Annotated in this window: 17 protein-coding genes and 1 pseudogene; 7 read left to right on the forward strand and 11 right to left on the reverse strand. The window is 70.5% G+C overall.

Annotated elements, in window-relative coordinates; translation table 11 throughout:
- The first annotated feature begins 697 nt into the window (after positions 1 to 697).
- Entirely contained in the window at positions 698 to 2,278 is a 1,581-nt protein-coding gene (locus tag ACYVO7_RS16425; RefSeq protein ID WP_460450879.1) for an OpgD/OpgG family glucan biosynthesis protein, read from the forward strand.
- 50 nt (positions 2,279 to 2,328) lie between these two features.
- On the opposite strand, the pseudogene puuE reads toward ACYVO7_RS16425, so the two are convergent.
- Positions 2,329 to 3,231, reverse strand: a pseudogene (gene puuE / locus ACYVO7_RS16430) (allantoinase PuuE); the annotation flags it as partial.
- A gap of 131 nt (positions 3,232 to 3,362) precedes the next feature.
- Here puuE and ACYVO7_RS16435 point away from each other — a divergent pair.
- Entirely contained in the window at positions 3,363 to 4,475 is a 1,113-nt protein-coding gene (locus ACYVO7_RS16435) for a peptidase C39 family protein (RefSeq protein ID WP_460450880.1), read from the forward strand.
- 91 nt (positions 4,476 to 4,566) lie between these two features.
- Entirely contained in the window at positions 4,567 to 4,884 is a 318-nt protein-coding gene (locus tag ACYVO7_RS16440; RefSeq protein ID WP_460450881.1) for a hypothetical protein, read from the forward strand.
- A gap of 51 nt (positions 4,885 to 4,935) precedes the next feature.
- On the opposite strand, the gene ACYVO7_RS16445 is transcribed toward ACYVO7_RS16440, so the two are convergent.
- The 4 genes from ACYVO7_RS16445 to ggt all read right to left on the reverse strand — a co-directional run bounded on the left by ACYVO7_RS16445 (position 4,936) and on the right by ggt (position 9,153).
- On the reverse strand, positions 4,936 to 5,460 hold the full coding sequence (locus ACYVO7_RS16445; protein WP_460450882.1) for a DUF934 domain-containing protein: 525 nt from the start codon (positions 5,458 to 5,460) through the stop codon (positions 4,936 to 4,938).
- Positions 5,457 to 7,130, reverse strand: coding sequence for a nitrite/sulfite reductase (locus tag ACYVO7_RS16450; RefSeq protein ID WP_460450883.1), 1,674 nt, complete (start codon positions 7,128 to 7,130; stop codon positions 5,457 to 5,459). The genes ACYVO7_RS16445 and ACYVO7_RS16450 overlap by 4 nt, the downstream gene beginning before the upstream one ends.
- 16 nt (positions 7,131 to 7,146) lie before the next feature.
- Entirely contained in the window at positions 7,147 to 7,467 is a 321-nt protein-coding gene (locus ACYVO7_RS16455; RefSeq protein WP_460450884.1) for a DUF2849 domain-containing protein, read from the reverse strand.
- Positions 7,468 to 7,560: 93 nt separating this feature from the next.
- Positions 7,561 to 9,153 (reverse strand): gamma-glutamyltransferase, encoded by a 1,593-nt coding sequence (gene ggt / locus ACYVO7_RS16460; RefSeq protein ID WP_460450885.1) that lies wholly within the window; start codon positions 9,151 to 9,153, stop codon positions 7,561 to 7,563.
- A gap of 218 nt (positions 9,154 to 9,371) precedes the next feature.
- On the opposite strand from ggt, the gene ACYVO7_RS16465 reads away from it, so the two are divergent.
- Complete coding sequence (locus ACYVO7_RS16465; RefSeq protein ID WP_406854881.1) at positions 9,372 to 9,602, forward strand: hypothetical protein; 231 nt, start codon at positions 9,372 to 9,374, stop codon at positions 9,600 to 9,602.
- A gap of 146 nt (positions 9,603 to 9,748) precedes the next feature.
- A complete protein-coding gene (locus ACYVO7_RS16470) occupies positions 9,749 to 13,243 on the forward strand; it encodes an indolepyruvate ferredoxin oxidoreductase family protein (RefSeq protein ID WP_460450886.1) in 3,495 nt (1,164 codons plus the stop codon).
- A 67-nt stretch (positions 13,244 to 13,310) separates the two neighbouring features.
- Here the strand turns inward: ACYVO7_RS16470 and ACYVO7_RS16475 are convergent, their stop codons facing one another.
- The 4 genes from ACYVO7_RS16475 to ACYVO7_RS16490 all read right to left on the reverse strand — a co-directional run bounded on the left by ACYVO7_RS16475 (position 13,311) and on the right by ACYVO7_RS16490 (position 16,341).
- Positions 13,311 to 13,760, reverse strand: a complete 450-nt coding sequence (locus ACYVO7_RS16475; protein WP_460450887.1) for an acyl-CoA thioesterase — start codon at positions 13,758 to 13,760, stop codon at positions 13,311 to 13,313.
- A 5-nt stretch (positions 13,761 to 13,765) separates the two neighbouring features.
- Positions 13,766 to 14,923, reverse strand: coding sequence for an iron-containing alcohol dehydrogenase (locus ACYVO7_RS16480; protein WP_460450888.1), 1,158 nt, complete (start codon positions 14,921 to 14,923; stop codon positions 13,766 to 13,768).
- Positions 14,924 to 14,989: 66 nt separating this feature from the next.
- On the reverse strand, positions 14,990 to 15,658 hold the full coding sequence (locus tag ACYVO7_RS16485) for an alpha/beta hydrolase (protein ID WP_460450889.1): 669 nt from the start codon (positions 15,656 to 15,658) through the stop codon (positions 14,990 to 14,992).
- A gap of 11 nt (positions 15,659 to 15,669) precedes the next feature.
- Entirely contained in the window at positions 15,670 to 16,341 is a 672-nt protein-coding gene (locus ACYVO7_RS16490) for a DNA-3-methyladenine glycosylase family protein (protein WP_460450890.1), read from the reverse strand.
- An 80-nt stretch (positions 16,342 to 16,421) separates the two neighbouring features.
- On the opposite strand from ACYVO7_RS16490, the gene gluQRS reads away from it, so the two are divergent.
- Positions 16,422 to 17,327 (forward strand): tRNA glutamyl-Q(34) synthetase GluQRS, encoded by a 906-nt coding sequence (gene gluQRS, locus ACYVO7_RS16495; RefSeq protein ID WP_460450903.1) that lies wholly within the window; start codon positions 16,422 to 16,424, stop codon positions 17,325 to 17,327.
- Here the strand turns inward: gluQRS and ACYVO7_RS16500 are convergent.
- Positions 17,311 to 18,228, reverse strand: a complete 918-nt coding sequence (locus ACYVO7_RS16500; RefSeq protein ID WP_460450891.1) for an AEC family transporter — start codon at positions 18,226 to 18,228, stop codon at positions 17,311 to 17,313. The genes gluQRS and ACYVO7_RS16500 overlap by 17 nt on opposite strands.
- A 49-nt stretch (positions 18,229 to 18,277) precedes the next feature.
- Positions 18,278 to 20,293 carry a peptidoglycan DD-metalloendopeptidase family protein gene (locus ACYVO7_RS16505; RefSeq protein WP_460450892.1) on the reverse strand — a complete coding sequence of 672 codons (2,016 nt, stop codon included), beginning with the start codon at positions 20,291 to 20,293 and terminating at the stop codon, positions 18,278 to 18,280.
- Between ACYVO7_RS16505 and ACYVO7_RS16510 the strand changes: the two genes are divergently transcribed.
- A complete protein-coding gene (locus ACYVO7_RS16510; RefSeq protein ID WP_460450893.1) occupies positions 20,292 to 20,456 on the forward strand; it encodes a hypothetical protein in 165 nt (54 codons plus the stop codon). The two genes, ACYVO7_RS16505 and ACYVO7_RS16510, sit on opposite strands and share 2 nt — an antisense overlap.
- The last annotated feature ends 559 nt before the right edge of the window (positions 20,457 to 21,015 follow it).

A 21,015-nucleotide genomic window follows, 5' to 3' on the forward strand; every position in this document is an offset into this window, starting at 1 on the left:
GAAAGGTGAAGCCCCGGGCGTCGGTCCCACGACGCGGCGCTTTGGAGACGCCGACGCCGGGTGAGGACACCCGATGATGCTGCCTTGGATTGGATTGGGGAGACCCCATCCGCACGTCGGGCAAAGAAGGACAAGCCTCTTCGGTGATCCGACCTTTGGAGGGCCGGACGAGACCAAAAAAGCCCGTTCCGTCGTTGCTTTAAGTCGCGTCCCCCGGGGAGAGCGGGGTACGCCGGTTTTCCCTCCGGCTGCTGGTCAGGGTTCGGAACGCGGCATTTCTGCCGGGATCATCGCCAATGGGGTTCCCACCTCATTGGTCCCGATCCTGTCCCGGGCGGCTGTCCGGCCTCTTGTCCGGATGCCCACCGACCAGCACGCGACCACAGGCACGTGCGTAATTGGGCGAGGCGATACATAGGGATGTTCGCCCCCCGCATCAATAGTTTTTTTCGGCTCTCCGCAAATTGCTGACAGGCTGGATAAGCCTCTGATATTGGATGGCTAAGAAGGTCCGAACGGAGGAACCGCGCACCGCCCGGCGCGTTCGCGCGCGCCCCTTGCCGCAAGCCCGCCAAAACCGCCCGCCAAACCTCCGCGCCGTTCGCCCGGAGGCGCGTTCCACGCCGTCCGGCTGGCCCTCCCGGCCTCGTCCGCCTCCGCCCCGTTCCTCCAGACATGTCTGCGTCCAGAGTCGTCCATGACCCTTTCCCGTCGCCACTTCATCGAACGGCTCGGCAGCCTCGCCGCGGCCCTGCTCGCAGCCCCGCGGGCGCACGCCCAGCCGGCCCCGGCCAGTCCCGGCCCGCAGACGCCGAATCAGCCGCGATTCGGCTTCGAGGACGTGATCCGGCGCGCGCGGGAGATCGCGACCGGGCCCTATGAGGCCAATCCGCCCCCGCTGCCGGAGAGCCTGGCCAAGCTCGACTATGATTCCTACCGGGACATCCGCTTCCGGCCCGACAAGGCGCTGCTGGGCGGGGCCGGCGCGCCGTTCCGCATGCACATGTTCCATCCCGGCTTCCTCTTCACCCGGCCGGTGGTGGTGAACGTGATCCGCGACGGCGTCAGCGCCCCGGCGCCCTATTCGAGCTCGCTGTTCGACTATGGCCGCAACAAGTTCGGCGCCCTGCCGGTCAATCTCGGCTTCGCGGGGTTCCGCCTGCATTACCCGCTCAACGATCCGCGCGTTCAGGACGAGCTCATCTCCTTCCTGGGGGCGAGCTATTTCCGCTTTCTCGGGCGCAAGCAGCGCTACGGCCTCTCGGCCCGGGGCCTCGCCATCGGGGTCGGCGCGAAGGAAACCGAGGAGTTCCCGCATTTCCGCGAGTTCTGGATCGAGCAGCCCTCGGCCGACGCGGACCGCGCCGTCATCTACGCGCTGCTGGACGGGCCGTCGCTGACGGGCGCCTACCAGTTCTTCGTCTATCCGGCCAACGAGACCGTGGTGGACGTCAGCCTGCAGCTGTTCCCCCGCAGGCGCATCGAGCGCATGGGCGTCGCGCCGCTGACCTCGATGTTCTTCGTCGGCGAGAACGACCGCCGCTTCAACGACGACTTCCGCCCCGAGCTGCACGATTCGGATGGCCTGCTGATGCATACCGGGGCGGGCGAGTGGCTGTGGCGGCCTCTGCGCAATCCCAAGGAGATCAGCTTTTCGGCCTTCATGGACACGAACCCGCGCGGATTCGGGCTGATGCAGCGCGACCGGACCTTCGAACACTACCAGGACATCGACCTCGGCTACGAGACGCGGCCGAGCTACTGGGTCGAGCCGCGCGGCGGCTGGGGGGAGGGCCGCATCGAGCTCGTCGAGATTCCCACCGGGGACGAGACGAACGACAACGTGGTCGCCTACTGGACGCCGAACGCTGCGCCCGAGCCCGGCCAGAGCCTGAGCTGGGGCTACCGCATCACGGCGGTGTCGGACGATTTCCGCCTGCATCCGGGCGGGGCGGCGCACAATACTTGGCAGACCTCCGCCCGGGCGCTGGGCGCCCCGGAGCCGCCGGCCCCCGGCTCGCGCCGGTTCATCATCGATTTCGCCGGCGGGGACCTCGGCTACTACCTCACCGATCCCGAGAAGGTGCAGATCGTCCCGTCGACCTCGGCGGGCAAGATCGTGCGCACCTTCCTGGTGCCCAATCCCAAGACCGAGGGCTTCCGGGCCGGCATCGACGTGCAGCTCGAGAAGGGGCAGACGACGGATCTGCGCGCCTTCCTGAAATCCGGCGGACGCGCGCTCACCGAGACCTGGACCTTCCCCTGGAAGGCCGACTAGAGCGTGCTGTGTTTTGCAGCATGCTCTAGCGCCGGGTCGGCTCAGGCGGGAGGGTGGACCTTCCGCCAATGCCGGGCGATGTCGACGCGGCGCGCCACCCAGACCTTGTCGTGCGCCATCACGTAGTCGACGAAGCGCTCCAGCGCGGCGACGCGCCCCGGCCGGCCGACAAGCCGGCAGTGAAGGCCGACATTCAGCATCTTCGGCGCGCCTTCCCGGCCCTCGCGGTAGAGCACGTCGAAGCTGTCCTTCAGATAGGCGAAGAACTGGTCGCCGCTGTTGAAGCCCTGCGGGGTGGCGAACCGCATGTCGTTGGCGTCCAGCGTATAGGGGATCACCAGATGCGGGCCCTGGCTGGACGGGACCCAGTAGGGCAGGTCGTCGGCGTAGCTGTCGGACGAGTAGAGGAAGCCGCCTTCCTCGGCCACGAGGCGCTGCGTGTTCATCGAGCAGCGGCCGGTGTACCAGCCGAGCGGCCGCTCGCCCGTGACCTCCGTGTGCAGGCGGATGGCCTCGGCGATCTGCCTGCGCTCCTCCTCCTCGGCCATGTCCTTGTGCTCGACCCATTTCAGGCCGTGGCTGGCGATCTCCCAGCCGGCCTCCTGCATGGCCGCCACCTGCTCGCGGCCCCGCGCCATCGCGGTCGCGACGCCATAGACGGTGACCGGGGCCTTGCGGCTCGTGAACAGACGGTGCAGCCGCCAGAAGCCCGCGCGGGCGCCGTATTCGTAGATCGACTCCATGTTCCAGTGCCGCTGGCCCGGCCAGGGCGCGGCGCCGACGATCTCCGACAGGAAGGCCTCGGACGCGGCGTCGCCATGCAGCACGTTGTTCTCGCCGCCTTCCTCGTAGTTGATCACGAACTGCACGCAGACATGGGCGCCGCCCGGCCATTGCGGGTCGGGGCTGCGGCGTCCGTAGCCGGTCATGTCGCGGGGGTAGGTCTCGTCCATGGTGTGCTCCGACGGCGCAGGCTTCGCCGCCCAGAGAAGCGCGCCCGGGCCGGGCTTTCAAGCGGTTCACGGCCGCGCCGGCGTGAACTATGGTCCGGCCGCCATCCTCCCGCCCCCGCGAATCCTGACCCGTGCCCCAGCAGTCCGTCATCCGTCCCGCCGAACTCGCCGATCTCGACGCGCTCGAAGCCATCGAGAACCGCGTCTTCGAGACCGACCGGCTCTCGCGCCGCTCGCTGCGCTACTACATCGTCACCGAAAAGGACGCCCTGCTGGTCATCGACCGGCGCGGGACCGTGGTGGGCTATGCGCTCGTGGCGTTCCGGCGCGGCGCGGCCCTGGCGCGGCTCTACTCCATCGCCATCCTGCCGGAGGCGGCCGGCGGGGGGCTGGGCCGCAAGCTGCTCGAGGCCGTGGAGGCCGAGGCCGAGAAGCGGGGCTGCCTCTTCCTGCGGCTGGAGGTCCGGGCCGACAACGTCGCGGCGATCCGGCTCTACGAGCGCGCCGCCTACCGGCGCTTCGGCGTCTACCCGGACTATTACGAGGACCACCAGGACGCGCTGCGCTACGAGAAGCGCCTCGTCCAGCAGGCGAAGCTCACCCAGAAGCCGCCGCCCTTCTACGCCCAGACGCTCGACTTCACCTGCGGGCCGTGCTGCCTGATGATGGCGCTGGGCTGGGCCGATCCGGCGTTCAGGGCGACCCGGGCGGCCGAGATTCGGCTCTGGCGCGAGTCCACGACCGTCTACATGACGTCGGGGCTCGGGGGATGCGAACCCTATGGGCTCGCCGCCACGCTGGCCCGCCACGGCTTGCCGGTGGAGCTGCGGCTCTCCCACAAGGGACCTTTCTTCCTCGACGGCGTCAGGGACGCCGACAAGAAGGAGGTGATGCGCATCGCCCAGGAGGATTTCCGGGCCGAGGCGGCCGAGGCCGGCGTTCCGATCCGTCTCGAGCCCCTCGACCAAGCCAGCCTGGCCGCGGTGCTGGACGAAGGCGCGATCGTGATCGTGCTGGTCTCGGGCTACCGCATGTTCCGCAAGAAGGTGCCGCACTGGCTCCTCGCGCACGGCCATGACGGCCGGCACGTCTTCGTCAACGACCCCTGGGTCGAAACCGCCGAACTGGAGACCAACATCGCGGCCGCCAACCTGCCGATTCCGGCCGAGGAGTTCCAGCGGATGGCCCGCTACGGCAAGGAGGACCTGCGGGCCGCGGTGATCATCCGCAAGCCGAACCGATAATTACCGTACTAGAAATGTAGAATAAGACAAATCACTCTTGACGACGGGAATAGTTGCGCTACCTTCGAGGACGCTCCTCGGAGACACCGCCATGACGCTCGCCTTTCCCTCCGCCAAAGACGCCGTCCCGTCCTGGGTCGGGCGGCTTTGCGCCCGGGTCAGCCTCGCGGTCCACGAGTTCAACCGCCAGCTCGGCGCGCTCGATCTCGCGCCTGACGCCTTTCTGGTCCTGGGCGACGCGGGGTCGTATGGCGTGCTGGTCCGCAACGAGGCGGGCTTCCGGCTCCTTGCGCAGGGCGGACGGCTGCAGAGCCTCGACGGGCGGCAGTTCGGGAGCGAGGCGTCCGCGCGCGACGCCCTGGCCGAGATCGACGCCGCCATCGGCCTGAAGGCCGTCTGGTACGCCTAGGCGGCGCTTCTCCTCAGATCGCGCCCGGCCCGGAGCCGGGCGGTCTCCGTCTCAGCGCGCCGAGAGGCGCAGCCATGGCCGCGTGGGGACCGGCGCGGCCTCGCTCGCGGCGGCGGGCTGATAGGCGACGGTGACGCCCCGCACCTGGCCGGCGGCCAGCGCCCGGCGGGTCGGTTCGTGCGTCACCTCGAAGCTGTCGACGCCGCAGCGGATCATGAACGGGATCTGGTCGCGCAGGACGTCGCCCACCGCCCGCAGCTCGCCCGCATAGCCGTGGCGGCCGCGCAGCATGGCGGCCGTCGAATAGGCCCGGCCATCGGTGTATTTCGGGAAGCTCAAGGCGATCAGCGAGAAGCGGCCAAGATCGGCCTCGATCCCGTCGAGGTCCTCGCCCGCCTCGATCAGCAGCCCGAGCGGTCCGTTGTGAGCCAGCAGGCTCTCGCGGTCGGCGAGGAACTGCGCCTTGTCCACCACGCTGGGCTCGTCCGCCGAAGGCGCTTCGCCGGCGGGCAGGATGACCCACGGGTCGGGCCTGAAGGCTCCGTCCCGGAACACCGTGTGGTCTGACGACGTCATGACGAGGCCTCGGCCGGGTAGAGGGCGCGGACGAAGGGCTCCTCGCCGAGGCGCCGGAAGGTCTGCAGGAAGGTCTCGGAGGGGTCGGCGCGGACCTCCAGATAGGTGTCCACCACCGTCTCGACGGCGTCGACGATGCCCTCCGACGAGAAGCCCTTGCCGACGATCTCGCCGATCGAGCAGGTCTCGTCGCCCGAGCCGCCCAGCGTGATCTGGTAGAACTCCTCGCCCTTTCGGTCGACGCCCAGGATGCCGATATGGCCGACATGGTGGTGGCCGCAGGCGTTGATGCAGCCGGAGATCTTGATCTTCAGCTCGCCGATCTCGCGCTGCCGGGCCGCGTCGCCGAAGCGCTCCGACAGCCGCTGGGCGATCGGGATCGAGCGGGCGTTGGCGAGCGCGCAATAGTCCAGGCCCGGGCAGGCGATGATGTCGGTCACCAGCCCGGCGTTCGCCGTGGCGAGCCCCGCCTTCTGCAGGGCGGCGAACACGACGGGCAGGTCGTCCTGGCGCACATGCGCGAAGACGAGGTTCTGCTCGTGGCTGACGCGCAGCTCGTCGAAGGAGTACCGCTCGGCGAGGTCGGCGATGAGCTCCATCTGCTCGGACGAGGCGTCGCCCGGAATGCCGCCGATGGGCTTGAGCGACAGCGTCACCACGGCGTAGCCGGGCTGCTTGTGGGCGGTCACGTTGCGGCCGACCCAGGCGTCGAAGTCCGGGTCGGTCGCCCGGGCGCGCTCGAGCGTCTCCGAGCGGGCGGGCAGGTCCGCATAGGCGGGAGGCGCGAAATAGGCCGCGATGCGCTGCACCTCCTCGGCCGGAATCGAGAGGGAGCGCTCCTCGGCGGCCAGCTTCTCGTACTCCGCCTCGATCTCGCGCTTGATCTCCTCGAGCCCGGTCTCGTGGACCAGGATCTTGATGCGCGCCTTGAACTTGTTGTCGCGCCGGCCGTGGAGGTTGTAGACGCGCAGGATCGCCGTGCAATAGGCCAGAAGCTCGGATTCGGGCAGGAAGTCGCGCACCTTCTTGGCCACCAGGGGGGTGCGGCCCTGGCCGCCGCCGACATAGACGGCGAAGCCCTTGCGCCCGGCCTCGTCGCGCTTCAGCTCCAGCCCGATGTCGTGCACCTGGATGGCGGCGCGGTCGCTCGGCGCGCCGGTGACGGCCAGCTTGAACTTGCGCGGCAGGAAGCTGAACTCCGGGTGCAGCGACGACCATTGCCGCAGGATCTCGGCGTAGGGGCGGGGATCGTCGACCTCGTCGGCGGCCGCGCCGGCGAAATGGTCCGCCGTCACGTTGCGGATGCAGTTGCCCGACGTCTGGATGCAGTGCATCTCGACCTCGGCGAGGTGCTCCAGGATCTCGGGCACCTGCTCCAGCGCGATCCAGTTGAACTGCAGGTTCTGGCGCGTGGTGAAGTGGCCGAAATTGCGGTCATAGGTGCGGGCGATGAAGGCGAGCTTGCGCAGCTGGCGCGAGGACAGCATCCCGTACGGGATGGCGATGCGCAGCATGTAGGCGTGCAGCTGGAGATAGACGCCGTTCATCAGCCGGATGGGCTTGAACTGGTCCTCGGTGAGTTCGCCGCTCAGGCGTCGGCTCACCTGGTCGCGGAACTGCTCGACGCGCTCGGCGACGAAGCGCCGGTCGAATTCATCATAGCGATACATCACAGACTCCGTCGGCTCAGGCCGCGCCCACGCGCTCGCCCGGCACGTCGATGGTGGGGCCGCCCTGGGCCCGGATGGCTTCCCGCAAGCGCGTGGCCACGAGGCCCTCGTCGGTCCGGGCCACCTCGATCAGATACGGGTCGACGACGAGGTTGGCCTCGGCGTCGCGCTGGGCCTCCAGCAGGAGGGCGGCGGCCGCTTCGGGCGCGTCCGCGACCTCCGCCTCGGCGAGGTCGCGCGACCACCAGCCGCTCGGCGTGCGGAACACGACCCGGCCGTCGCCGGCCCCATTGGCGGTGACGGCCTGCAGTTCGGCTTTGCGCGGCTTCTTCATCATGGGGCGCGGTTCGCGATTCAGGAGTGGATCCTGATTTCACGCTATCACGCGTAGGATTGCCTTCAAATTACAATGTTCGACGTAAAATGGGCGTCACAGCCCCAGCGCGAGGCCGTCCTTGCGGTGATCCGTGGCGCCGTAGAGCGCGCCCTTCTGGCGGTCGATCCAGATCGCCTGGCAGCCGCCGGTGGGGTCGGACGTGAAGGCCACCTTGTGGCCGCGCGCCTCCAGATCGCGGGCGACCTCCGGAGAGATGGTGTCCTCCAGGGTGAGCACGCCGTCGAACGAGAAGGAGCGGGGCGCGTCGGAGGCCTCCTGCGGGCTGAGGCCCTGGTCGAAGATGCGCGAGATGAAATGCGCGTGACCGGCGGATTGATACTGTCCGCCCATGACGCCGAACGGCATCACGGCCTGGCCGCCCTGCGTCACCATGCCGGGGATGATGGTGTGCATGGGCCGCTTGCGCGGCGCGATGCTGTTGGCGTGCCCGGGCGTGAGCTTGAAGCCGAGGCCCCGGTTCTGCAGCACGACGCCGGCTTTCGGCGCGTAGATGGCGCTGCCGAAGGCGGCGAAGAGGGAGTTGATGAACGACATCGCGTTCAGGTCCCGGTCGACCACCGTCAGATAGATCGTGTCGCGGTGGATCGCCTCGTCCCACGCCTCGGCGGGGCGGGCCTGGTTGAGGCTGATCCCGTCCCGCAGCCGCGCGATGAAGGGCTCGGACAGGACCCGGTCGACGTCCACCGGCGTCACGGAGGGGTCGCAAACGATCACGTCGCGGAGCCGGTAGGCCGCCTTGGTGGCCTCAGCGTGGATGTGAATGCGGTCGGCCTCGCTGAGCGACGCGGAGGCGAGGTCGAACCCCGCCATGATGCGCAGGATGACGAGCGCCGCCAGGCCCTGGCCGTTGGGCGGGCACTCGTGCACGTTCACGCCCGCATAGGGAGCCTGGATGGGATCGACATAGTTCGAGGTCTGGGCGGCGAAGTCCTCCAGCGTGTGCAGGCCGCCCTGGGCCCGCAGCGTGGCGACGATCTCCTCGGCCACCGGACCCTCGTAGAAGGCCGCCCGGCCGTGGCGCGCGACGGCGCGCAGGGTGGCGCCGAGGGCGGGCTGGGCGCGCCGGTCGCCGACCTCCGGGGCCTGGCCGCCCGGCAGGTACTGGATGGCCGCCTCCTCGTGGCGGGCCAGCTTCTCGGCCGCCTTGGCCCAGTCATAGGCGACGCGCGGCGTGATCCGGAAACCATTCTCGGCGTAGCCGATCGCAGCGGCGAACAGACGCTCCAACGGCAGGCTGCCGTAATCGGCATGCAGGCGGCACCAGGCGTCGATCGCGCCCGGGACCGTGACCGCGTGGGGAGTCTCGTCCGGGATGGCGGTGACGCCGCGCTCCGCGTACCAGTCCAGCGTGGCGGCGGCGGGGGCCCGGCCGGAGCCGTTCAGGGCGATGGGCGCGCCGCCCTTGGGCGCATAGAGGGCGAAGCAGTCGCCGCCGACGCCCGTCATGTGGGGGTCCACCACGCACTGGACGGCGACGGCCGCGATCGCCGCGTCCACCGCATTGCCGCCGTCGCGCAGCACGTCATGCGCCGCCACGGTGGCGGCGGGGTGGGAGGTCGCCACCATCCCGCGCTCGCCGACCGCGAGCGAGCGGCCGGGCTGGGTGAAACTGCGGGTCGTGCGCATGGGATTTCCTCCGGAATTTTCGACATGCAGAGCCTGCGGGCCGCCGCCCGTCAAGCGGAGCCTGCGCATGGCAGGCGGAACCCCCCGGCGCAGCGCCGGGTTGAGCCTGCTGCGCCCGCGCGCGGCGCGGCCGCCGACCCGGTTCCGCACGCCCCGCCCGGGGCGTGCGTCCACAGGAGAGCGCGCCCCCATCGGGGCGCCATGCAGGGAGACGATCCATGTCCAAGCAGGCGTTGCCGATGGCGGAGCTTAAGCGCATCGTGACGGCCGAACTCGATCGCGCCCTGGGCGCGAAAGGCACGGTGACGAATGTGCAGATCGAGCATGTCCAGGGCGACGCCTGGCGCGTCGTGGAGGTCGACACCGACGCCGAGAAGCCGGCGCTGGACGCCGCCGCCTCCGCCGTCATTCCCAAGCTGCACTCGGAGTGGGGACTGGCGCCGGAGTGACGCCTGCCGTCGCCGCGGCCCCATGATCATTCGACTTCCCAACCCCAAAAACGTCAGCTATGCTGACTTATACGGAAGTCGAAGCGGAGAAGTCCTCTGATGGACCCCCGGCGCCGGATGGGGCGTTGTCGACGTGGAGGAACGCCATGACGGATCTGCCCTCGCTGCGCGACGTCAACCTCGACGACAAGTACGACCTCTCCAAAGACCGCGTCTTCATGACGGGCACGCAGGCCATCGTGCGCCTGCTGATGATGCAGCACGAGCGCGACAGGCGCGCCGGCCTCAACACGGCGGGCTTCGTCTCGGGCTACCGAGGCTCGCCGCTCGGCGCCCTCGACCAGAACCTGCTGCGCGCCAAGAAGCAGCTGGAGGCCGCGCAGGTGCGGTTCCAGCCGGGCCTGAACGAGGAGCTCGCCGCGACCGCCTGCTGGGGCGCCCAGCAGGCCGAGATGCGCGGCGAAGGCAAATATGACGGGGTCTTCGCGCTCTGGTACGGCAAGGGGCCGGGCGTCGACCGCTCCGGCGACGTGTTCCGCCACGCCAACATGGCCGGCAGCTCCCGCCATGGCGGCGTGCTCGCCCTCATGGGCGACGACCACACGGCGGAATCCTCCACCACGGCGCACCAGTCCGAGTTCCATTTCGTCGACGTGATGATCCCCATCCTGAACCCCGCCGGGGTGCAGGAAATCCTCGACTACGGCCAGTATGGCTGGGCGATGAGCCGCTTCTGCGGGACCTGGGTCGCCTTCAAGGGCATGAAGGACACGGTGGAGTCCACCGCCATCGTGGACGGCTCGCTCGACCGGGTGAAGATCGTGCATCCGGAGTTCGACATGCCGCCGGGCGGCCTGAACATCCGGCCGAAGGACGGCATTCTCGACATGGAGGCCCGCCTCCAGGACTACAAGCGCGACGCCATGATGGCTTTCGTGGCCGCCAACAGGCTGAACAAGATCATCTTCAGCGGGGGGCGCAACCCGAAGATCGGCGTCATCACGGTCGGCAAGAGCTATCTCGACGTCCGCCAGGCGCTGGACGACCTCGGCATCGACGAGGTGCGCGCCAACGACATCGGGCTGCGGCTGTTCAAGATCGCCTGCCCGTGGCCGATCGTGCCGTCCGAGCTGATCGACTTCGTGCGCGGCCTCGACGTCGTCATGGTGGTGGAGGAGAAGCGCTCGCTGATCGAGGTGCAGGTCCGCGAGGAGCTCTACGGCACCGCCAACCAGCCGATCTGCATCGGCAAGAAGGACGAGGCGGGCAAGTGGCTCTTCCCCGTCAAGGGCGCGCTGGACCCCAACGACATCGCGGTGGCGCTCGGCGAGCGGCTGCTGAAATACCATGACAGCGAGGAGCTGGCGGGCCGGGTCCGCCGGCTGCGGCAGGCCCAGGAGACGCTGGCCGAGACCAAGGACGTCTCCACCCGCATCCCCTATTTCTGCTCCGGCTGCCCCCACAACAGCTCCACCAAGGTGCCGGAGGGCATGCGCGCCTATGCGGGCATCGGCTGCCACTACATGGTGCAGTGGATGGACCGCTCCACCGACGGCTTCACCCAGATGGGCGGCGAGGGGGCCAACTGGATCGGCGAGGCGCCGTTCTCGACCCGGGAGCACGTTTTCCAGAATCTCGGGGACGGCACGTACAACCATTCGGGCGTGCTGGCGCTGCGCTTCGCGATCGCGTCGAAGACGCACATGACCTACAAGATCCTGTTCAACGACGCCGTCGCCATGACGGGCGGGCAGCGCCACGAGGGCGGGCTCACGGTCGACATGATCGCCCGGCAGGTGGCGGCCGAGGGCGTCGAGCGCATCGCGCTGGTGTCGGACGAGCCCGAGAAGTACCCGCGCGGCGGCCCGCTCTGGCCGCAGGGCCTCAGCTTCCACCACCGCGACGATCTCGACGCAGTCCAGCGCGAGCTGTCCGAGCGTCCCGGCGTGTCGGTGATGATCTACGACCAGACCTGCGCGGCCGAGAAGCGCCGCCGCCGCAAGAGGGGCGATTTCCCGGATCCCGACAAGCGCGTCTTCATCAACACCCGCGTCTGCGAAGGCTGCGGCGACTGCAGCGTGCAGTCCAATTGCGTCGCCGTGCAGCCGGTCGAGACCGAGTTCGGCCGCAAGCGGCAGATCGACCAGTCGAACTGCAACAAGGACTTCTCTTGCGTGAAGGGCTTCTGCCCGTCCTTCGTCACCGTGCAGGGGGCGACCATCCGCAAGGCGAAGCCGGTCGTCTCCGGCGCGGCCGGCGAGGACTGGGGCGACCTGCCCGAGCCGCCCGCGGCGCATGGGCTGGAGAAGCCCTATTCCATCATCGTCACCGGCGTGGGGGGCACCGGCGTCGTCACCATCGGGGCGATCATCGGCATGGCGGCCCATCTGGAGGGCAAGGGCTGCGGCATGATCGACATGGCCGGCCTCGCCCAGAAGGGCGGCGCCGTCTACAGCCACGTCAAGCTCGCGGCGCGCCCGGAGGACATCCACTCGATCCGCGTCTCGGCCGGCGACGCCGACCTCGTGCTCGGCTGCGACATTGTGGTGACCGGGACCAAGAAGGTGCTGGCCGCCGTCAAGCAGGGCGAGACCGCCATGGTGGTGAACACCGCCGAGGTCATGCCGGGCGACTTCGCCCGCAATCCCGATTTCTCGCTGCCGTCGGAGCGCATCAAGCGGGCGGTCGTTGCGGCCGCCGGCCGGGACAACACCCGCTTCGTCAACGCCACCGGGGTCGCGACGGCGCTCACCGGCAACGCCATCGCGGCCAACATGTTCATGCTGGGCTACGCCTACCAGCTCGGCAAGGTGCCGCTCTCGGCCGCCGCGCTGGAGCGGGCCATCGAGCTCAACGGCGAGGCCGTGGCGATGAACAAGGCGGCCTTCGCCTGGGGCCGGCGCTGCGCGGTCGACCCCGCCCGCATCGAGGGCATGGTCGCCCCCACCGCGGCGCCCTCGGCCGACCGGGCGCTCTCGGGCTCCCTGGAGGAGGTCGTCGCCCGTCGCGTCGCCTTCCTGACCGACTACCAGAACGCCGCCTATGCGGCCCGCTATTCCGGCTGGGTCGACCGCGTGCGCCAGGCCGAGGGCCGCGCCGTCCCGGGCTCGGCCGTCCTCACCGAGGCGGTCGCGCGCTCGCTGTTCAAGCTGATGGCCATCAAGGACGAGTACGAGGTCGCCCGGCTCTATGCGGACGGCGAGTTCATGAAGGCGCTGCGCAACCAGTTCGACGGCGACCTGAAGCTCACCTTCCACCTCGCCCCGCCCATCCTGGGCCGCAAGGACGCGCAGGGCCGGCCGACGAAAACGACCTTCGGCCCCTGGATGCTGAAGGCCTTCGGCCTGCTGGCACGGTTGCGCGCGCTGCGCGGCACGCCTCTCGACGTCTTCGGGCGCACGCAGGAGCGCCGCATGGAGCGCCGCCTCATCGGGGAGTACGAGGCCGTGCTGGAGGAACTGCTGGGCAAGCTCGACGCCGGCAACCTCGCGCTTGCGACCGCCATCGCGTCCCTGCCGCAGAAGATGCGCGGCTACGGGTTCATCAAGGACGGCAATGTCGAGAAGGCGAAGGCCGAGGAAGCCGAGCTGCTGACGCAGTTCCGCGCCGGCCAGCGCCCGCAGGCGATCGCGGCGGAGTAGCCGACCGCTCGGCGTCCAGTCCCGAATGGAGGTGGGCCGGGGCTCCCACAACCCGGGGCTTCGACATTCAGACGCGCAACTCTTCCAGGACGTCCCGCATCGGGGCGGGGATCGGGACGGGGCGCTGCGTGGCGCGGTCGACCGCGACATGGACGAAGCGCCCATGCGCGGCGGCGACGTCCTGGCCGGCGCGGAACACGCCCAGCCCATAGGTGACCGAGCTGGTCCCGAGCTTTTCGACTGAAAACCCGATCTCCACGCGGTCCGGGAAGGCGACGCTCTCGAAATAGCGGCAGCGCGTCTCCACCACGAGGTTGATGATCGCGCCTCCGGCGATGTCCAGGAACCCGCGCTCCACGAGCCAGCCGTTCACGGCCGTGTCGAACCAGGCGTAATAGACGACATTGTTGACGTGGCCGTAGACGTCGTTGTCGGCCCAGCGGGTCGGGATAGTGACGAAGCGGCGGAAATCCGCCCGGGTCGGGCGCGCCGGACGCGCCGGGGCAGGAGCGGTCACGGGCGTCACCAGGCCTGCCGGTAGATCGAGAGCGCGTCCGCCTCGGTGAGGGGACGCGGATTGTTGACCAGCAGGCGGGTCTGGCGCATGGCGTCGGCGGCCAGTGTCGGCAGGGCCTCCTGCGGGATCCCGACGTCGCGCAGGCGCGACTCGAGGCGGCAGGCCGGCGCCAGCCCGCCGAGCGCCTCGGCGAAGGCGTCGGCGCGCGCCGCTTCGGGGACCTCGGCCAGCTCGGGGAAGAGGTCCCCGGCGATCTCGGCGTAAAGGGGCGCGGCCGCGGGCGCGTTGAACCGGATCACGTGCGGCAGCACCAGCGCATTGGAGAGCCCGTGCGGCACGTGGTAGCGCCCGCCGATCGGATAGGCGAGGGCGTGCACGGCCGCGACCGGCGAGTTGGCGAAGGCCTGGCCGGCCAGCATGGCGCCCAGCAGCATGTTCCCGCGGGCCGCGGCGTCGGCGCCGTCCCGCACGGCGGCCAGAAGGGATCGGCCGAGCAGCCGCAGCGCCTGGCGGGCCAGCATGCGCGACAGCGGATTGTTGTTGGGGGACGCCGACGCATAGGCCTCGATCGCATGCACCATGGCGTCGATGCCGGTCGCGGCGGTGACGTGGGGCGGCAGGCCGAAGGTCAGTTCGGGGTCCAGCAGCGCCACGTCGGGCAGGATCGCCGGGGAGACCACGCCCTTCTTCTCGTTCTCGCCCGTGGTGACGATCGAGATGGGGGTGACCTCCGAGCCCGTGCCGGAGGTGGTCGGGACGAGGATCAGGGGCAGGCGCGGCCCGCGGGCGAGGCCGACGCCGTAGATCTCGGAGAGGGTCTCGCCGCCGCCCGCCAGCAGGGCGACCAGCTTGGCCACGTCCATCGAGGATCCGCCGCCCAGTCCGATCACGCCGGTCGCGCCGAAGCCGCGGGCCGCTTCGACGGCGGCGAGCACGACGTCCTCCGGCGGGTCGGCCACGACCGCATCGAACACGCTCGCCTCGACGCCGGCCGCCCGCAGGGGCGCCAGCGCCCTCTCGATCAGGCCGGAGCGCACGATTCCCGCATCGGTGACGAGCGCGACGCGCTGGCCCGCCTCGCGGGCGGCGATGTCGCCCAGCCTGGCGATGACGCCGTCGCCAAAGACGATGGACTTGGCCGTGTTGAACGTGAACGGCGACATCGGACGCTCTCCAAACCTGACCGGCGCACGGTAGCGGCGGCCGGCGGCCGCGCAAAGGGGGGCGGATCAGGCGGCGGGGGTGCGCCCCGTGAAGGCCTGGGCCAGGAACAGCCCCCCATGCCGCAGGCCCTCCTGGTCGATGCTGTGCTCGAGCCCGAAGGACAGGTGCCATTGGCAGGGCAGCCGGGCCTTGGCCATCCCGATCGCGGAGGCGAACAGCGCCTGGACCGGGATCACGGGATCCTGGTCGCCGTGGACGAGCAGCACGGGCGGCGCGCAGGCGGCCTCCTCGGCCAGCCTTTCCGGGCCGACCAGCAGGCCGGAATAGCCCACGATGGCGGCCGGCGCGCGAGGCCGACGCAGGCCGGCATGCAGCGCCATCATGGTCCCCTGGCTGAAGCCGACGAGGGCGAGCCGCGAATCGTCCAGGCCGGAGCGGGCCAGTTCGGCGTCGAGGAAGTCGTCCAGCGCCGGCCTGGCGCCGCAGACGCCGGCCCAGAGCTCATGCGGATCGCGCCGCGAGAGGGGAAACCATTGACGCCCGGTCGGGGCCTCGCCGCACGGCTCCGGCGCATGCGGTGCGGCGAAGGCCGCGTCCGGGAGCCAGCCGCGCCATTCGTCGGCGATGTCGATCAGGTCCCGCCCGTCCGCCCCGTAGCCGTGGAGCAGCACGACCAGCTGCCTGGCGATCCCCGAGAGCGGCGGCAGCCGCGGTCCGTCGATCCTCGTCGCCATCGTGCATCCTTTCAGCCGCCGGCTCCGAGCCGGTCGCGGTCGCCGGGCGGGGCGGCGTCGCGCCCTCTCGCCACCCGGTAATAGGCCCAGAGCAGCGTCGCGGCCGCGCCCCGCAGGGGACGCCAGCGCTCCGCCAGCGCAGCAAGGTCGGCCGGACCCGGCCGGATGGCAAGGCCGAAGCCCAGCCGCGCGGCCTCCTGCAGGGCGAGGTCTCCGGCCGGAAAGGCGTCGGGATGGCCGAGACAGAACAAGAGATAGACGTCCGCCGTCCAGGGGCCGACGCCCTTCACCGAACACAGCAGCGCGTGCGCGTCGTCCGCCGCCATCTCGCCCAACGCGTCCAGGGGAAGCCGGCCGCTCAGCGCCGCCTCGGCGATGGCCCGCACGGTCCGGATCTTGGCGGCCGAGAACCCGCAGGCGCGAAAGTCCTCGTCGCTCGCCTGCAGGATCGGGCCGGGGGCCGGCGGGTCGAACCGGGCCGCAAAGCGCGTCCAGATCGCCGCCGCGCTGGCGGTGGAGACCTGCTGGCCGATCACGATGGCGCAAAGCCCGCCGAAGCCGGGCGGCCGCCGGCGGGGCGTCACGGGCCCCACCGCGGCGCGCAGCGGCGCCAGCGCCGGGTCGGCGCCGACCAGCGCGTCCAGGGCCGCTGCGAGCGTCTCGGGCGTGTCGATCATGCGCATGGCTGGGCGACTCGGCTTTGCGATTCCGGGCGAGGCGTCCTAGGTCTGGGCGACGCTTCGTCGCCCATGGGAGAACGCCGCTGGCCGGCCCGCAACCCGTATTCCGCTTCGCCCCCAGCCCGAACGGGCTGCTGCATCTCGGCCATGCGGCCTCCGCGCTGCTGAACGCGCAGCTCGCCTCCCGCCTTGGCGGGCGCCTGCTGCTGCGGATCGAGGACATCGACCCGGGCCGGTCGCGGCCGGAGTTCGAGCGCGCCATCCGGGAGGATCTGGCCTGGCTGGGCCTCGACTTCGGCGAGCCGCCGCGCCGCCAGTCGGAGCACATCGCCGACTACGCCGCCGTGCTCGCGACCTTGGAGCGGGAAGGGCTCGCCTATCCGTGCTTCTGCACGCGGGGCCTCACGGCGCGCCTCGTCGCCGAGCGCGAGGCCGGCGGCGCGAAGTGGCCGCGCGATCCCGACGGCGCGCCGCTCCACGCCGGGCCCTGCCGCAGCCTCTCCGAGGCGCAGCGCCGCCGCCGCGTCGCGGCGGGCGAGCCGCACGCCCTCCGGCTGGCCACGGACGAGGCGCTCCGGCGCATCCTGGCGCGGGACGACGGGGCGCCGCCGGGGTGGCCCGCATGGGATCCTGCGACGGGAGATCAGCGCCGCGTCCCCGCCGATCCGGCGCGCTGGGGAGACGTCGTGATCGGCCGCAAGGACGTGGCCGCCAGCTACCATGTGGCGGTCACGCATGACGACGCCCTGCAGGGCGTCACCCATGTGGTGCGCGGCGAGGACCTGCGCGAGGCGACGCACGCGCACGCCCTCCTGCAGGCGCTGCTGGGCTGGCCGACGCCGGTCTACCACCATCACGCCCTGCTGCTCGGGCCGGACGGGCGCAAGCTCTCCAAGTCGCTCGGCTCCACCGCCCTGCGGGCGCTTCGGGCCGAGGGGGTGAGCGCTGAGGAGGTCCGGCGCCGGCTCGGCTTCATCGGATCCCCATGACGGCCAGCCAGAAAGCGGAGCTCAGCACGCACAGCGCCGTCGAGATCGCGATCGCGCCGGACGAGATGGCCACGCCGGTGCGATAGCGCTCGGCGAACAGATAGGCGTTCACCCCGCAAGGCATGGCGGCGAACAGCACCGCCACCCCCGCCCAGACATTCGGCATCGTGAACACGCGCGTCGCCAGCACCAGCACGACCAGCGGGTGGACGACGAGCTTCAGCGCCGTCAGCGCCACCGAGAGCAGCGGCTGGTCGCCCGCCCCGTAGCGCCGGAGCGCGATGCCCATCGCGAAGAGCGCGCAAGGGCTCGCCGCCGCGCCCAGCATGTCGACGATCGTCTTCAGCGCGCCCGGGAGGGGAGCGCCGACCTGGCGGGCGAGGACGCTGACCGCGATGGCGATCAGGAGCGGGTTCATGACGAGCTGGCGGACGATGCGGCGCAGCGGCACGCCGCGTCCCTCCGCCAGCACCGTCGCGGCCGTCATCATGATCGGCAGGTGAATGGCGACCAGCAGGAAGAGCGGCACGGCCCCTTCCGGCCCATAGGCCTCCAGAATGAGCGGGATCCCGACCAGCACCGTGTTGGACTGGGCCGCCGTGAAGCCGGCCACCACGCCCTCCACATGCGACACGGCGAAGAACCGCCGCGCGATCTGCGCGCCGAGCGTCCACACCACCAGGACGCCGCCGAAATAGGACAGCCAGTATCCCCAGGGCTGCGCCTCGGGGAGCTGGGCGGCGGTCAGCGTCTTGAAGATCAGCGCCGGGATCGCGATGGCGAAGACGAAGTCCGACAGGCCCTCGCCGGCCCGGTCCCCCAGATAGCCCGTGGCGCGCGAGACGTAGCCGAGGCCCAGAAGGCCGAAGACGGGCAGGACGACGGTGAGGACGTGCAGCATCGGGGGGCCTTCGCGCCGCCCCGCGCCGCGCGGCGCCGACCGGTGGGGATCAGCGCTGCGCGCGCTCGGCGACCCGCGTGGCGCCCGGCGCCTTGCGGATGAGCTCGTCTATCCGCTCGCGTTCGCGTTGGAAAGCGCTGAGCTGCTGCGCGTCCAGCTCACGGTTGCGCGGCAGCTTGATGGTGAGCGGGTCGACCAGGTTCTCGTTGATCATCACCTCGTAATGGAGGTGAGGCCCGGTGGAGAGGCCGGTGCTGCCCAGGAAGCCGATCACCTGGCCCTGGCGCACCCGCACGCCCTCCTTGATGCCTTTGCCGAAGCCCGACATGTGATTGTAGGTCGTCACGAACCCGTATTGGTGCTCGATCTCGACCCGGCGCCCATAGCCCGACTCCCAGCCCGCCAGCCGCACCCGCCCGTCGCCCGCGGCGACGATCGGGGTGCCGACCTTGTTGGCCCAGTCGACGCCGTTGTGCATGCGCGAATAGCGCAGGATGGGGTGGTAGCGCATGCCGAAGGTGGAGCGCAGCACCCCCTCGGCGATCGGCTTGCGGACCAGGAACTTGCGGTTGGACTTGCCCTGCTCGTCGAAGAAATCGACGACGTTCTGGTCGCCCAGCTGGAAGCGGTAATAGCGCTTCTGCTGGCCCGACACCGAGAGCGAGGCGTAGAGCACCTCCGGCTTGCCCTCGTTCTCCTCGTCCTCGGAGTAGAACACCTCGAAGCTGTCGCCGCCCGACACGCGGCGCTGCAGGTCGAAGTCGTAGAACGAGATCTTGACGAGCTGGTCGACGACCGCGCGCGGGATGTCGTGCTTGAGGGCGGTCTCGTAGAGGCTGTCATAGAGGCGGATTCCGCCGGGCTGGTCCTCGGCCTCGTCGTCCTCGCTGGACACGGGCGTCTCGGCCTGGGGCGGGGCGACGGAGACGAAGTCGTTGCGGTCACTCAGCGCCGCGATGGCCACGACGGTCTCGCCGTCATAGATCATCACCCGCAGCACGGGCGCGGCGCCCTTGGCGGCGGGCGCGAACAGGATCTTCAGCCGCTGGCCTTCCTTGACCGGCGCGTCCTTGAGGCGGGCCGCGAGCGCGAGCTGGATGGACCGGACCTCCGCCAGGGTCGCCCCGTTGGCGCGCAGCGCCTGCTCCAGCGTCTCGCCGCGCTTGACGGTGACGAGCCTCTCCTCCTGGGGCGGGGCCGCCTGGCGGGCGGCCGCGGCGGTCTTCGGCCGGGTGGTGACGTTCTCGGGGACGAAGGTCACCTGCATGGTGGAGAAGGAGATGCCGGGCGCCGGCGCGGGCGCGTCGGGCTGCACCCGGGGAGCCGTGAGCGCCATGGTGAGCATGCGCTGCTGGGAGGGCAGCGCCAGGGGCGCCTTCTGGCCCGCCTCGCGCAGGGTCTTCTGCTCCTCCTCGACCTGGGCGGTGGCCTGCTCCGTGGTGAGCGCCGCGCCCGGCTCGTCCGCGCCCTCGAAGCCGGTCATCGGCCGCCGCTGCACGGAGACCTCCGCGTCGCCGTCGGTCAGCTCCAGTTCGGCCGGCGAGGCCTTGTCGGTGGTGACGTCCGCTCCGCCATAGAGCTTCATCGGGTTGAAGGGGGGAATGTCCTCCGCGAAGCCCAGCGAGCCCAGCGCCAGGTTGGTCGCCACCCGGACGAAAGGCTTCACCTTGATGACCTCCCGGTCGCCGACCTTGATGGTGGTCGGCGTCTTGAAGGCCTGCTTGGCGGAGATGATGTCGGAGGCGACGAAGAGCTTGTCGCCGCGCCGGGGCGATCGGTCGCCCGTGCCGGCGTTGCGGGCCGTGGACACGAGCGCGAGCTCGCCGCGTTCGGCGAAGACGAGGTCGCCGTCGAACGACACATAGATGGCCGAGCCGATCAGGGTGGCGCCGAAGAGCCCGGTCAGGATGGTGCCGGAGAGCCAGCGCAGGCTGATGCTGCGCCGGTCGTGCCGCGGCTGGTCGCCGTCGCGCGAGATCGGCGGCTCATGGCCGAGATCGACCATCGGCACCCCAAGCACCTTCAGGACGCGCGGGGAGGGCGCGCCCGCGCGGGACGCAGCCATGGCGCCGGGCCTGGGCATCAGCTGGACGACCGACATGGGCGGCGTGGGCGCATCGGGCGGCGGGCGGATCGGGGTCGACGTGAGGGCATGGGCGGCCGGCGGGCTTTCTGGTCGTTCGGCGGGCGGGCGCTTCGGTCGAATGGTCGCCCGCAGGCCCGCCTGACGAGCCTCGGGCGCCCCCTCCCGGACGAGCGACTCCCGACGACGCTGGGGCACATTGCCGATCACGCCGGGGGGCGTCAATCGACGCCGAGCGGCCGGCGTTCGCGAAGCAGGGCTCGACACTCCCTGAAAGCGCTGACGAAGATGGCCCGAATGGGGCGGCCCGCCGCCGGGCGGTTCGGACGGCGCAGGGAGGAAGGATTTCGGAGGCCGGTTTTCCGAGGCCCCGCAAGGCCCGCGGGCGGTCCGCCCGCTTCGGCGTCATCCGCCTGTCGCATTTTTTTGCAAGACGGCGTTGACAGCGCCAAAGCGCCGGATCTATAAGCACCTCACACACGGCGTCGCCGCCGACAACGACGGCGCGCCGGCAACGCTTCTCTGCAGCACGGGCCTAAGCCGCCCGACCTCGGTCGGGGCAGAGACTGTTTTTGTCGGTTCCGCCGTCAAGCATCGCGAGATGCCGCTCTTTGACAATCTGGATGGAAGAAAGAGAAACGTGGACGGCCGTGTCCTTGCGTGATCTCGAAGGGGGTTCTTCGGAGCCTTTGGTAGGGATCGAC

This window comes from Alsobacter sp. SYSU BS001988, assembly GCF_054796215.1.